Source organism: Noviherbaspirillum denitrificans, from assembly GCF_002211445.1.
In the GTDB taxonomy this organism is placed as follows: Bacteria; Pseudomonadota; Gammaproteobacteria; order Burkholderiales; family Burkholderiaceae_D; genus Noviherbaspirillum; species Noviherbaspirillum denitrificans.
On the sequence record NZ_LSTO01000001.1, the window covers coordinates 1,832,437 to 1,845,773 of the forward strand.

Sequence of the window (13,337 nt, forward strand, 5' to 3'; positions counted from 1 at the left end):
TGCTGCCGTGGCGCAGCGCATTGACCGGGACCACCACCGCATCCTCGACCTTGCGCAACTCCAGGCGCACATTCACGAACTGGCTGGGGAACAGCGCATGGCCGGTATTGGCGAAGCGTGCCTTGGCGCGCACCGTGCCGGTCTGCACATCGACCTGGTTGTCCATCGCCAGGAACGTGCCGGTATCGAGGGTGTTCGTACGCGCGCGGTCAAGGGCGGCGACCGGCAGCTTTGCCCCTTCATTGATGCGGGCGCGCAATTCGCCGATGCGGTCCTGGGGCACGGCGAATTCGACATCGATGGGTTCGGTCTGGGTAATGACGGCGATGCCCGCCGTGTCGCCCGGGCCGACCATGTTGCCGATATCCACCACGCGCAGGCCGACCCGGCCGCCGATCGGCGCGGTGACCCGGGTATAGCCGAGGTTCAGGCGCGCGGTGCCCTCATTCGCGTGATCGGCGACCACCGTGCCTTCCAGCTGCCTGACCAGCGCCGCCTGGGTATCGACGTCCTGGCGGGCGATCGAATCCTGCGCCAGCAAGGTTTGGTAGCGTTCCAGCGTCAGGCGCGCATTTTCCAGCTGGGCTTCATCGCGCTTGCGCTGTCCCGTCGCCTGCTGCAGCGACATCTCGAACTGGCGAGGGTCGATCGTCGCCAGCAGCTGGCCCGCCTTCACCATGTCGCCTTCGCGAAAATGCACTTGCTGGAGCACGCCGGCCACCTGTGCGCGCACGGTGGCCGTCGCGGCGGCGCTCACCGTCCCCAGCGCATCGATCATGACCGGAATGGACGTCTTCTCCGCCGCCGCCACGCCGACCGTGGTCGGCGGCGGCGAGCGCCGTCCGCCCGAACCTGTCGCGCCCTCGTCCGTCCGGTGCGTCAGGTACCACGCGAGACCGCCGAGCACGACCAGCATGAGCAGGGCCAGCACGACACCAATGAAGGATTTGCGCCGTGTGGGCTTCCCTGCCTGCCCGGTGTGCTGGCTGCCTTCTTGAAAATCTTGCAATTTCATTATTCTTCCCGTACCTGAAAACATCGCCCGGCCCCATCCGGCAATCACGTGTCGTGCCAAGGCGAATCCCCGCCTCCCCGGGCGGGCGTTGCGACATGTTCTCGTCTTCTTGTATCGGGCAGTTTTCAATAAGGGGCTGATTTGTATCGAAATGTTCAGCCCGGAAAGACAAAGGCATGTCGGCCTTGAAATACTTCAAGCCATCCCCATATGGGCAAAAGTCCATCGCCCCCCAATATTTCAAACTCAAGAGGTAAAAATGACCGTAGCCGAAAAGCAAACCCTGGGTTTTCAGGCAGAAGTGAAGCAGTTGCTGCAGTTGATGATTCACTCCTTGTACTCCAACAAGGAAATCTTCCTGCGCGAACTGATCTCCAACGCATCCGACGCGTCGGACAAGCTGCGCTTCGAAGCGATCAACAATGCCGCGCTGTTCGAAAACGATCCGGAACTGCAGATCAAGGTCACGTTTGACAAGGCAGCCCGCACCGTCACCATTTCTGACAACGGCATCGGCATGAGCCGCGACGAAGCCATCGAGCACCTCGGCACCATCGCCAAGTCGGGCACCAAAGAATTCTTCTCGCGCCTGTCCGGCGACCAGCAGAAGGATGCGGCGCTGATCGGCCAGTTCGGCGTGGGCTTCTACTCCGGCTTCATCGTCGCCGACAGGATCACCGTCGACACCCGCCGCGCCGGACTGGCTGCGTCCGAGGGCGTGCGCTGGGAATCGGCCGGCGAAGGCGACTTCACCGTCGAGCAGATCGACAAGTCCGCCCGCGGCACCGACATCACCCTGCACCTGCGCGAGGGCGAGGACGAGCTGCTGTCCGTGTGGAAGCTGAAATCCATCATTCGCAAGTACTCCGACCACATCTCCCTGCCCATCCTGATGAAGAAGGAAGAATGGGACGACGAGAAGAAGGAAACCGTCCTCAAGGACGAGTTCGAGACCGTCAACCAGGCCAGCGCGCTGTGGACGCGCAGCAAGAGCGACATCACGCCGGAGCAGTACACTGAGTTCTACAAGCACGTGTCGCACGACTTCGAGGAACCGCTCGCGCACACCCACAACCGCGTCGAAGGCCGCAGCGAATACATCCAGCTGCTCTACGTGCCGAAGCGCGCGCCGTTCGACCTGTGGGACCGCAACAAGCGCGGCGGCATCAAGCTGTACGTCAAGCGCGTCTTCATCATGGACGACGCCGAGCAGCTCATGCCGGTCTACCTGCGTTTTGTGAAGGGCGTGATCGATTCCTCCGACCTGCCGCTGAACGTGTCGCGTGAAATCCTGCAGGAATCGCGCGACGTGAAGGTGATCCGCGAAGGCTCGACCAAGCGCGTGCTCGGCCTGCTGGAAGAGCTGGCCAACAGCGACGACCAGGAACAGAAGGACAAGTACGCAACCTTCTGGAAGGAATTCGGCCAGGTGCTCAAGGAAGGCGTCGGCGAAGACCATGCCAACAAGGAACGCATCGCCAAGCTGCTGCGCTTCGCGTCCACGCACAACGACAACGACGCGCAGAACGTGTCCTTCGACGATTACATCGGCCGCATGAAGGAAGGCCAGGACAAGATTTACTACGTCACCGCCGACAACTACGCCGCCGCGAAGAACAGTCCGCACCTCGAAATCTTCCGCAAGAAGGGCGTCGAAGTGCTGCTGATGACCGACCGCGTGGATGAGTGGATGCTGTCCTTCCTGCACGAAGTGGAAGGCAAGGAACTGGTGTCGGTGGCCAAGGGCGACCTCGACCTCGGCAAGCTGGAAGACGAAGCCGAGAAGAAGGAGCACGAGAAGACCGAGACCGAATACAAGGACCTGGTCGAGAAGATGAAGACCGCGCTGGCCGACAAGGCCAAGGACGTGCGCGTCACCTTCCGCCTGACCGATTCGCCGGCCTGCCTCGTGGCCGACGAGCATGAACTGTCGGGCAACCTGATCCGCATGCTGAAGGCCGCCGGCCAGAATGCGCCGGAAAGCAAGCCGATCCTTGAAATCAACCCGAACCATGCGCTGGTGCAGCGCCTGAAGTATGAAGAGGCGAAATTCGGCGACTGGTCGCACATCCTGTTCGACCAGGCCGCGCTGGCCGAGGGCGGAACGCTTGCCGACCCGGCCGGGTTCGTGAAGCGCTTGAACGAGATGCTGCTTAACACGAAGTAATCAAAGCAAAGGGCTGCCCGACACGGCAGCCCTATTTCTTTGGAGGGTGCGCCGCGCGCACCGTTACGCCCGCAGCACGTTCCCCCTCTGCACCCGCTGCTCCATCCACATCACCGCATCCCGCCACAGCGTCTCCCGGAATTCCGGCCTGAAGAATCCAAAGTGCCCCACCCGCTTCGCCTGCACGTCCTGCGGCGCGATGTACCTGTGCTCGACTGCCGCATTCCGGTATTTGCCGTGCATGCTGTCGATGCTCCACCTGCTCATCATTTCATCATCGGTGAAGCTCATCGCGAGGATGGGCGCGCGGATGTCTTCATAGCCGGCACGAATCGGCTCGCCCTTGCGGTCGACCACGTAGTGCGGGCTCTTGCACCATTGCGCCCACTGGAAGATCACGCCCTTCGGCAAGTCGCCGACCATCCTCACCTTCTTGCCGGGGAAGTAGCCGAACAACCGCGTGTACAGTGGCACCGCGACATACCACATGAACCAGACGATGCGCCGCAGTTGCGGCGCGTTGCGCTTCCAGTAACCGCTACCGGAGGCGACGGTGACGATGCCATCGATCAGCTGCCGGTCCGGAAGCAGGCCGGGCAGTTGCCCGCCGAGCGAATGACCGACCACCAGCAGCGGCACCTCCGGCTGCCAGGCCTTCGCCGCGCGCAAGGCCGCGTTGTAGTCCCGGCCGGCCCAGATGAACAGGTCGGCTTCGAAACCGCGCAGCGAGCGCTTGAAGCGTTCGGGGATCGACGCGCCGGAGCCGCGGTAATCGAAGGTCAGCGCGGCATATCCCTGGGCGGCAAGGAATTGCGCGAATGGGAAATAAAAGTCCTGCTTCACGCCCATCGCATTGGACAGCACGACGACGCCGCGCGGCTTGCCTTCGGGTGAGAAGCGTCTTGCTGCCAGTTTAAAACCGTCGTCAGTGCGGATCGTGATCGATTCCATGCGTGTCTCCTTGGATGGGCCACTAGAATATTATTCTAGAATATAATTCCAGTCAAACGACCGGAACGCCATGACCACGACCAAAAAGAACAGGAAGCAGGAAATCCTCGACGCCGCCCTCGCCTGCTTCACCGAACACGGCGTCGAAGCCACGACCATCGAGATGATCCGCGAACGCTCGCAGGCGAGCGTGGGCAGCATGTATCACCATTTCGGCAACAAGGAGAGCATCGCCGCGACGCTGTACGTCGAAGCGCTGGTCGAGCACCACGCGTGGCAGCAATCGCTGCTGGAAAAGGCGCGCACGGCGGAGGATGGCGTAAAGGCGATCGCGTTCGCCTACATCGACTGGGTATCGGCGAATCCCGACAAGGCGCGCTTCGTGCTGTACAACCGCAGCGTGCTCGCGAAGACGCCGCAGGCCGATGAACTGAAGGAACGCACGCGCAAGCAGTACACGGAAATCCTGGCGTGGTTCCAGCCCTACGTCGCGCGTGGCGAACTGAAGAAAGTGCCGCAGGAACTCTACGCCTCGCTGATCACCGGGGCGGCGCACGACTATGCGCGGATGTGGCTGTCGGGCCGCGCAAGAACCGATATCAAGGCTTACCGGGAGGTCCTGGCGGAAGCGGCCTGGAGCACGGTCAAGCCTTGATGCCCGCCACCACGCCCGCCAGGGACGGCGTACTCAGCAGGTGGTACAGCACGGCGCCGTCCAGCTCCTTGCCCTTGCCGGATTCGGCGCGGCGGATGAGTTCGACGACCCGCTCGTTCGCCGGCGCCTTGCGGCCCAGCGAGCGGGCAAGCGAGACCACCGCGCCGTTCAGGTAATCGATCTCGGTACGCCGGCCCGCCTGCAGGTCTTCCCACATCGACGACCGCGCTTCGGGGTCGATGCGCAGCATGGCGCCCGCGACCCGCTTGAACAGCCAGTCCGGAAGGCGGAGGATGCGCGGCAGCAGCCCGGGCGCGACGCGCGCGACCTTTGCCGGCGCAATGTCCGCCGCCTGCAGCACATCCAGCGCCTCCTCGATGAGCAGCGCGAGGGAGCGCCGGTAGGCGCGCTGCGACAGTTCCGCTTTCAGCGGCAGCCCGGACAGGGCATTCACGGGATTATTCAGGTTGAGCAGGAGCTTGCCCCACTGGACGCTGGCGAAGTCCGCGCACTCGACGAGTGGCAGATGCGCCTTCTCGAACACCGCCTGCCATTGGCCGATGGCCGGCAGCGCCTCGACCATCAATTCCCCTTCCGTGCCGCGATGGAAACGGCCATCCTCCATCTGCACGACGTTGAACGGCACCATCCCGCCGGCCACGACCATGCCCTTGAGCCTGCCGCGCAGCGTCGCCACGTTGCCGACACCGTTCTGCAGGCTGAGCACCAGCGCGGACGGCCTGGCGTAGGCATGGATGGCATCGGCTGCGGCGGCTGTGTCGGCGCTCTTGACGGTGACGAGGATGAGATCCGCCTCGGCGAGCCGGCCGGGATCTTCGCACCAGGGAATGCTGCCGCCGTCAAATTCCGTGCGTCGGCCCAGCTGGTCGGTCAGCACGACACCGTGTTTTGCGATGCGCTCCCCCATGCGCGCACGCCCGACCAGCAATACGTCGGCGCCCGCCTCCAGCAGCGAGCAGCCGACATACACGCCGATCGAGCCGGCACCGAAGACGACGATTTTCATGCGCCGCTCAGTATGCGATGTGGAAGCGACGGTAGAGGAAACTCAGCACAAACAACGGCCCGATCAGCAAGAAGCGCAGGTCGTCGAAGAAGGACGGCTTCTTGCCCTCGATCTTGTGACCGATGAACTGGCCGATCCAGGCAACCACGAAGACGCCGAGCGAGATTTCCAGCATATATGCCTGCGGCAGGATGGACAGGATCCACAGCATCATGCCCGACATCAGCAACATGCCGAAGGCGAACGGCACCGACAGCCGGAAGTAATACACCAGGCTGGCGACGGTCACGGCCAGCGCGGCCAGCGGATGGCCGGCCCACAGCATGCCGAGCAGGGAAAAGACGATCAGCGGAATGCAGACGAAGTGGATGATCTCGTTCGTCGGATTCAGGTGGCTTTCGGAATACTTGGCGAGCAACGACTCGATTTGTCTTGGCGCAATACCTTGCATGGCTGTCTCCTGTGATATGGCGGCTGCGTATGTCCGCTCTGTGGAAGTATCTTAGTTCGTTAGCCGGACTTTTGCTTAGCGCCCGCCCGTCACATCGACGAAGGTGCCGGTTACATACGAGGCCTCGTCGGAAAGCAGCCAGAGAATGGCCTGCGCCACTTCCTCCGCTTCGCCGCCGCGCTTCATCGGCACCGCATCCTTGACGCGATCGACCCGCCCCGGCTCGCCGCCGCTGGCGTGGATCTCGGTGTAGATCACCCCGGGCCGCACGCCGTTGACGCGGACGCCCTCCGCCGCGACTTCCTTGGCGAGGCCGATCGTCATCGTGTCGACCGCGCCCTTGGAGGCGGCATAGTCAACGTATTCGGCAGGCGCACCGAGGCGTGCGGCTATCGACGACAGGTTGACGATCACGCCGCCGGATCCGCCGTGCCGGGTCGACATGCGCCGCACCGCCTCGCGGGCGCAAATGAAGCAGCCCGTCACATTGGTGGCGAAGATGCGCGCCAGGCGTGCCGCATCGAGTTCGTCCACGCGCGCCTGCCGCTCAAGGATGCCGGCATTGTTGACCAGCGCGGTCAAGGTCCCGAGGTGCTGGTCGACTTCCACGAACATGCGTACGACGTCGGACTCCACCGCGACGTCCGCTTGCACCGCGATCGCTTTTCCACCGTCCGCGCGGATGCTCGCAATGAGGTTGTCGGCCGCCTGCCTGTTATGTACATAGTTCACGGCGACCGCGTAGCCGCGTGCCGCAGCCAGGCGGGCGGTTGCCGCACCGATGCCGCGGCTGCCGCCTGTAATCAGCATCACCCTCTTGTCCATCTGGCACTCCTCCTTGCGAACGGAAATTCGTCAACCGCACTTGAGATTTTCAAAAAACTTTCCTATGTGCGATGTGGCTTGAATACAACTCGTTGATGCCAGCCATATTAACAATTTCACAGCGAACGCATCGCTGTCCAGTCAAGGGAGAATTGCACGATGGTCGCCGGAGTCAGCCCCAAGCCGAAATCGCCTAAACCGCCCGCGCCAGCACAATCGAAGGCGAGCGCCCCTAAACAACCCGGGTTGAAGGACAGCCTGCCCGGCAAACCCGCACCGCTCGCCAGCGCGCTCAAGGACAGCGTCGGGCCGCTGCCCGGCCAGGATAAGCAGGCCCCCGGCGGCGACAAGCCGAAGGATCCGGTCCAAGGGGTATGGCAGGAGAAATACCAGGAAGCGCAGAAGCGCGCCAACGATGCGAAGGATCCTGCCCTCAAGGCACACGCGGAAGCCGAGGCGAAGCAGATCAAGCTGACCCTCGATGCGATGCAAGGCAAGCAGCCCGGCACCGGCCAGGAAGGCGGTGCGCCAGGCGCCGACGGCGCACCCGGAGAAACGCCGCCCGGAGCGCCGGGCGAAGGCGGCCCTACCAGCAAGGCGATCGAGGAATTCAAGCCCATGATCGAAAAGGCAGCGGAAAAGGCCGGCGTCCCTGCCGACATCCTCGCCGGCATGCTGTGGCAGGAGTCGCGCGGCAACATCCAGGCCGGATCGGTCAATGGCGGCAATGGGTTGACGGACCAGGGCCTGATGCAAGTGAACCCCAACAAATTTGCGGAGCTGCAGCAGACCTATCCGGAACTGCAAGGCAAGAACCTGTCCGATCCGGAAACCAACATCCAGGCAGCGGCTTACTTCCTGAAGGAGTTGAAAGACAAGTTCGGCACCTGGGAACTGGCGCTGCGCGGCTACAACTCCGGCGAGAACGGCGTCGACGTCAACAATCCGAATGCCACCCCGGCCGGGACCGGCGACAAGACCTACATCCCGAAGGTGCTGCACTTCGCGCAAATGGTCCAGAACGGGGAGGACCTGCCTGCATGACAGCATGGCGCGGACAGCGTCTACAATGACGCATGTCCGCACCATCCTCCCTGTTGACCGGCTTCCCGCCGGTCGCCGACGAACAGACCTGCATCCTCATCCTTGGCAGCTTTCCCGGAGAAGCCTCGCTGGCCGCGCAGCAGTACTATGCCCATCCCCGCAACCAGTTCTGGCGCCTGCTCTCGGCGATCCTGCAGGACGACCTCGCGTCACTGCCCTACGAGCAACGCCTGCTGCGGCTGCTCGGGCACCGGATCGGACTGTGGGACGTGATCGCCGCCTGCGAACGGGAAGGCAGCCTGGATACCGCCATACGGCGCGCCCAGTCGAACGAGTTCGCGATGCTCAAACATCAATGCCCGCGGCTGGAAAAAGTTTGCTTCAACGGCAAGACTTCCGGACGCTTCGAGCCGGTGTTCGCGGCGGCGGGGTTCAGGACGCTGGTGCTGCCCTCATCGTCACCCGCCAATGCCCAGCTTTCCTTCGAGGAAAAACTGGCGCTCTGGAAGAACATCATTCTGTAGAATGGCAGAAACAACCTTCAGATCGCAGCATGCTCATCAAACGCAATTCCATGGAAGCCCAGTCCAACACCAAGGCCGGACCGGGCAAGAAGCCGCGCAAGCCGAAGTTCGCGCCCGTCACCCTGTCGGAACAGGACGGCGTCGTCTTCCTCCATTTCGGCAACGAATGGATCCAGGGCGCCATGCGCAAGCGCAAGCCCGACTGGATCGAGCTGGAATACGCGCAGCAGATGATGACGTGGATGCTCTTCCTCGAGAATCCGCAATACATCGTCCAGCTCGGCCTGGGCACCGGTGCACTGACCAAGTTCTGCTATCGCCAGTTTGCAGAGGCGCAGGTCACCGCAGTCGACCTCAATCCCCAGGTGATCTCGGTCTGCCGCACCATGTTCCGCCTGCCGCCCGATGATGACCGTCTGTCCGTCGTCGAAATGGATGCGATGGATTTCGTCACGGACGCCAACAACCACGGCAAGCTCGACGTCCTCCAGGTCGACCTTTATGATGCGCTGGTGCAGGGCCCGGTGCTGGACACACCGGAGTTCTACGAAGCCTGTTCTGCCTGCCTCCAACCGGAAGGCATCCTCACCGTCAACCTGTTCGGCGACCATCCGAGCTACGCGAAGAACATCAAGGCGCTCAAGCACGCCTTCACCGACGTCATTTGCATGCCGCCCTGCCATGAAGGCAATGTGGTGGCGATTGGATTCAACAGGCGCCGCGAGCTGGACTTTGAAGCGCTGTATGAACGCGCCGGCCAGATCAACACTGCGACCAAGCTTCCCGCCAAGGGCTGGGTCAACGGCATCAAGTCACGCCTGGCCGAACAGGAAAAACCCAGGAGGAGCAAGACATCTTGAACGCCCGAGTGGAACACCACGCCGCCCACAAGCCGGCCCACAAGACGCTCGACCTCCACCAGCTGTTCAGCTGGCTGCTGGCGGACGGCATGATCGACAAGGCCGACGTCAAGGCACGCTACAACGAAGCGCAGGCACTGCTGCGCAATGCATCGGCGAGCATGCATCCGCTCATCGCGATCGCCCAGATCAAGCTGACCTCGACCGCCCCCCCGCACAAGCTGCTGACACTGGACGCGCTGTCGGAATGGATGGCAGGCAAAGCCAGGGTGCCCTTCTTCCGCATCGACCCGCTCAAGATCGATTTCACGCGCGTGGCCGATGTCATGTCGGCCACCTATGCCGCCCGCTTCAACATCCTGCCGGTCGAGCTGACGCCGACTGACGTCGTGATCGCGACTGCCGAACCCTTCGCCATCGAATGGGAAGCCGAAATCAGCAAGGTCACGCGGCGCAACGTGAAAGTCGTGGTGTCCAATCCGCTCGACATCGCGCAGTACACCGCACAGTTCTTCACGCTTGCGAAGTCGATCAAGGGCGCCAGCAAGCACGGCCAGCACGACACAGCGCTGCGCAACAATTTCGAACAGCTGGTCGAACTCGGCAAATCCAACAAGTCGCTCGACGCCAACGACCAGCACGTGGTCAACATCGTCGACTGGCTGTGGCAATACGCGTTCGAACAGCGCGCGTCGGACATCCACCTCGAACCCAAGCGCGACCTCGGCGCCATCCGCTTCCGCATCGACGGCATCCTGCACCAGGTGTACCAGGTGCCGGCGGCAGTGATGATCGCGATGACCGCGCGCATCAAGCTGCTCGGCCGCATGGACGTGGTCGAGAAGCGCCGCCCGCAGGATGGCCGCATCAAGACGCGCACCGCCGGCGGCCAGGAAATCGAATTGCGCCTGTCAACCATGCCGACCGCCTTCGGCGAAAAGCTGGTGATGCGTATCTTCGACCCCGAAGTCGTGGTCAAGACGCTGCCCGAACTCGGCTTCCCGCCCGACGACGCCAAACGCTGGGACAGCCTCACCGCCCGTCCGCACGGCATCATCCTCGTCACCGGCCCCACCGGTTCCGGCAAGACGACCACGCTGTACACTACACTCAAGGCGCTTGCGACCGCCGAAGTGAATGTCTGCACGGTGGAAGACCCGATCGAAATGGTCGAAGGCTCGTTCAACCAGATGCAGGTGCAACACGGCATCGACCTGTCCTTCGCCGACGGCGTACGTGCACTGATGCGCCAGGACCCGGACATCATCATGGTCGGCGAAATCCGCGACCTCGAAACCGCCGAAATGGCGATCCAGGCCGCCCTCACCGGCCACCTCGTGCTGTCGACGCTGCACACCAACGACGCGCCGTCCGCGGTGATGCGCCTGCTCGAACTCGGTGTGCCCTATTACCTGCTGGAAGCGACCCTGATCGGCATCATGGCGCAGCGCCTGGTGCGCACGCTCTGCCCGGATTGCAAGAAGCCCGACGGCGCGATTTCCGACGATGCCTGGAACAGCCTCGCTGAAGGCTGGAAGATTCCCAGACCAGAAACCGCCTACCGCCCTGTCGGCTGCCCGGAATGCCGTCAGACGGGCTACCGTGGCCGTACCGGCCTATATGAACTGTTGACCATTACCCAGCCCTTCTCGCGCCTGATCAAGGAAGAAACCGATATCCATGCGCTGAAAAGTCAAAGCATCAAGGATGGGATGAAGCCTCTGCGCGTGGCCGGCGCCCTGAAGGTCGCGGAAGGCGTGACGACCGTGGAAGAGGTGCTGAAGGTCACCTCGGCGTTGACCTGATGCAATCCAATACTTGACGGAACAGGCCTTCGACGCTATACTTTTTGTCTTCGTTGGGTCGTTAGCTCAGCTGGTAGAGCAGCGGACTCTTAATCCGTTGGTCGTAGGTTCGATCCCTACACGGCCTACCAACAGTTTCAAACATCTAGCCCGGTCTCTTGACCGGGCTTTTTGTTGCCCCGCCTTTCAGGTGGCCATTTTGCAATGGCTCCGGATCGTGCCCATGTAGCTCAGTGGCAGAGCACTCCCTTGGTAAGGGAGAGGTCGGCAGTTCAATCCTGCCCATGGGCACCATCACTTCCCTATCCGTACCTTATTTTGATCCAGGCACTTGACCTTCCCGCGTGGGATACCGTCACAATGGTTGCCATGATTCTCACAACCGGAGCCCAACATGTATGAATTGAAAGTTGAAGGAATGAGCTGTGGCCACTGCGTCAGCGCGGTCACGAAGTCGGTCCAGGCCGTTGATGCAGCTGCCAAGGTTGAAGTGGATCTTCCGCAGAAGAAGGTGCTGGTGAATTCCAGCGTGCCACTGGAGGACATCAAGGCGGCGGTTGAGGATGCAGGTTACGACGTGCTGGCGAGCGCCGAACGGTAAACTGCAAAGGGTGCGGCATCCGCCGCACCCGGACGGCGCCTCAATGGCAAGCCGCCTTCCCGCCCATCGCCTCAAGTCCATGCAGGATAGGACATTCCGGCCGCTGATCCCCCGAGCACGCATGCTCGAGATGCTTCAAGGTATCCCGCATCTCCGTCAACTCCCTGATCCGCATCTCCAGTTCTTCCAGGTGCGACCGCGCGATCGCCTTCACATCCGCGCTCGCGCGCTGCGGATCCTGCCACAGCGACAGCAGGTCCTTGATATGCTCCAGTGAAAAACCCAGGTTGCGCGCCCGCTTGATGAAGCGCAGCGTGTGCACGTCATTCTCACCGTAGATCCGGTACCCGGAATCGGTACGCTTGCCGGCCTTGATCAGGTCGATGCTCTCGTAATAGCGGATCATCTTGGCCGTCACGCCGGATGCCTTGGAAGCTTCGCCGATATTCATTTTCCCCTCCTTTATTCAGCCGCTTTCCAGCGGCGCAGCAACAATGCATTGGTGATCACGCTGACCGAACTGAAGGCCATCGCCGCCCCCGCAATGACCGGGTTGAGCAGGCCGAACGCCGCCAGCGGAATCCCTACCAGGTTGTAGATGAACGCCCAGAACAGGTTCTGCCGGATCTTGCTGTAGGTACGCCGCGAAATGTCGATGGCATCCGGCACCAGCGCCGGTTCGCCGCGCATGAGCGTCACGCCGGCGGCATGCATCGCCACGTCGGTGCCGGTCGCCATCGCGAAGCCGACGTCGGCCGCTGCCAGCGCCGGCGCATCGTTGATGCCGTCGCCGACCATCGCCACCACCTGGCCTTCACGCTTCAGGCTGTTGACCTTGTCGGCCTTGTCCGAAGGCAGCACTTCGGCGATGACCTGGTCGATGCCGAGCGTACTGCCCACTGCCGCCGCGCTGCCCTTGTTGTCGCCGGTCAGCAGGACGGTTTTCACACCCAGCGCATGAAGCCGGGACACCGCACGAGCCGCTGCCGGCTTGACGCGGTCGCCGAAGGCAAGCAGGCCGAGCAGGCGCTGCGTACCGTCATCCGCCATCAGCCAGGAGACCGTGTTCCCCTTCTGCTCGAGCGCGCCGGCATCCGCGGCGAGCGGGCCCGGATCGATTCCGGTTTCCTGCAACAGTCGCGAGCTGCCAAGTTTGAGCGCACGTCCGTCGACCATGGCAGCAACGCCGCGTCCCGGCAGCGCCGTCACCTGCCCGGCCGGCGGAATCGCAATACCCTTCGCCTTCGCCGCTTCCACCACCGCACGGGCCAACGGATGTTCGCTCCCTTGCTGGACGGCGGCGGCGAGCCGGACCAGTTCGTCCGCCGACATGCCGTTCGGGACCGCTTCCGTCAGCACCGGGCGGCCTTCGGTCAGCGTGCCGGTTTTGTCGAACACCACGGTCGTTACCG

Annotated in this window: 14 protein-coding genes and 2 tRNA genes; 9 read left to right on the top strand and 7 right to left on the bottom strand. The window is 62.7% G+C overall.

Annotated elements, in window-relative coordinates; all coding sequences use genetic code 11:
* Window positions 1-1,015: efflux RND transporter periplasmic adaptor subunit (locus tag AYR66_RS09070; protein ID WP_088709705.1), on the bottom strand; the 1,015-nt coding region annotated here is incomplete at its 3' end.
* A 259-nt stretch (window positions 1,016-1,274) separates the two neighbouring features.
* Between AYR66_RS09070 and htpG the strand changes: the two genes are divergently transcribed.
* Window positions 1,275-3,182: a molecular chaperone HtpG gene (gene htpG / locus AYR66_RS09075; RefSeq protein ID WP_088707229.1), complete on the top strand. Its 1,908-nt coding sequence runs from the start codon at window positions 1,275-1,277 to the stop codon at window positions 3,180-3,182.
* Window positions 3,183-3,245: 63 nt separating this feature from the next.
* Here the strand turns inward: htpG and AYR66_RS09080 are convergent, their stop codons facing one another.
* Window positions 3,246-4,133 (bottom strand): alpha/beta hydrolase family protein, encoded by an 888-nt coding sequence (locus AYR66_RS09080; protein ID WP_088707230.1) that lies wholly within the window; start codon window positions 4,131-4,133, stop codon window positions 3,246-3,248.
* Between the two features lie 70 nt (window positions 4,134-4,203).
* Between AYR66_RS09080 and AYR66_RS09085 the strand changes: the two genes are divergently transcribed.
* Window positions 4,204-4,788, top strand: coding sequence for a TetR/AcrR family transcriptional regulator (locus tag AYR66_RS09085; protein WP_088707231.1), 585 nt, complete (start codon window positions 4,204-4,206; stop codon window positions 4,786-4,788).
* On the opposite strand, the gene AYR66_RS09090 is transcribed toward AYR66_RS09085, so the two are convergent.
* From AYR66_RS09090 to AYR66_RS09100, 3 genes are all read right to left on the bottom strand, one after another.
* Window positions 4,778-5,815: a 2-dehydropantoate 2-reductase gene (locus tag AYR66_RS09090; RefSeq protein ID WP_088707232.1), complete on the bottom strand. Its 1,038-nt coding sequence runs from the start codon at window positions 5,813-5,815 to the stop codon at window positions 4,778-4,780. The two genes, AYR66_RS09085 and AYR66_RS09090, sit on opposite strands and share 11 nt — an antisense overlap.
* A 7-nt stretch (window positions 5,816-5,822) precedes the next feature.
* Complete coding sequence (locus AYR66_RS09095; RefSeq protein ID WP_088707233.1) at window positions 5,823-6,266, bottom strand: Mpo1 family 2-hydroxy fatty acid dioxygenase; 444 nt, start codon at window positions 6,264-6,266, stop codon at window positions 5,823-5,825.
* A 75-nt stretch (window positions 6,267-6,341) separates the two neighbouring features.
* Window positions 6,342-7,091, bottom strand: coding sequence for an SDR family oxidoreductase (locus AYR66_RS09100; RefSeq protein ID WP_088707234.1), 750 nt, complete (start codon window positions 7,089-7,091; stop codon window positions 6,342-6,344).
* A gap of 159 nt (window positions 7,092-7,250) precedes the next feature.
* On the opposite strand from AYR66_RS09100, the gene AYR66_RS09105 reads away from it, so the two are divergent.
* From AYR66_RS09105 to AYR66_RS09135, 7 genes are all read left to right on the top strand, one after another.
* The gene (locus AYR66_RS09105) at window positions 7,251-8,135 is read left to right on the top strand and encodes a lytic transglycosylase domain-containing protein (RefSeq protein WP_088707235.1); all 885 of its coding nucleotides are present in this window, start codon (window positions 7,251-7,253) and stop codon (window positions 8,133-8,135) included.
* Window positions 8,136-8,185: 50 nt separating this feature from the next.
* Window positions 8,186-8,659: a DNA-deoxyinosine glycosylase gene (locus tag AYR66_RS09110; protein WP_088709706.1), complete on the top strand. Its 474-nt coding sequence runs from the start codon at window positions 8,186-8,188 to the stop codon at window positions 8,657-8,659.
* Window positions 8,660-8,688: 29 nt separating this feature from the next.
* Window positions 8,689-9,519 (top strand): spermine/spermidine synthase domain-containing protein, encoded by an 831-nt coding sequence (locus AYR66_RS09115; protein ID WP_088707236.1) that lies wholly within the window; start codon window positions 8,689-8,691, stop codon window positions 9,517-9,519.
* Window positions 9,516-11,324 (top strand): type IV pilus assembly ATPase TfpB, encoded by a 1,809-nt coding sequence (gene tfpB, locus AYR66_RS09120; RefSeq protein WP_474647529.1) that lies wholly within the window; start codon window positions 9,516-9,518, stop codon window positions 11,322-11,324. The genes AYR66_RS09115 and tfpB overlap by 4 nt, the downstream gene beginning before the upstream one ends.
* Window positions 11,325-11,379: 55 nt before the next feature.
* A tRNA-Lys gene (locus AYR66_RS09125) sits at window positions 11,380-11,455 on the top strand.
* Between the two features lie 88 nt (window positions 11,456-11,543).
* Window positions 11,544-11,618, top strand: a tRNA-Thr gene (locus AYR66_RS09130).
* Window positions 11,619-11,718: 100 nt separating this feature from the next.
* Entirely contained in the window at window positions 11,719-11,925 is a 207-nt protein-coding gene (locus AYR66_RS09135; RefSeq protein ID WP_088707238.1) for a cation transporter, read from the top strand.
* A 40-nt stretch (window positions 11,926-11,965) separates the two neighbouring features.
* On the opposite strand, the gene cueR is transcribed toward AYR66_RS09135, so the two are convergent.
* Both cueR and AYR66_RS09145 read right to left on the bottom strand, forming a co-directional pair.
* A complete protein-coding gene (cueR, locus tag AYR66_RS09140; protein ID WP_088707239.1) occupies window positions 11,966-12,376 on the bottom strand; it encodes a Cu(I)-responsive transcriptional regulator in 411 nt (136 codons plus the stop codon).
* An 11-nt stretch (window positions 12,377-12,387) separates the two neighbouring features.
* Window positions 12,388-13,337 (bottom strand): HAD-IC family P-type ATPase (locus AYR66_RS09145; protein WP_141104195.1); only part of this gene is annotated, 950 nt, incomplete at its 5' end.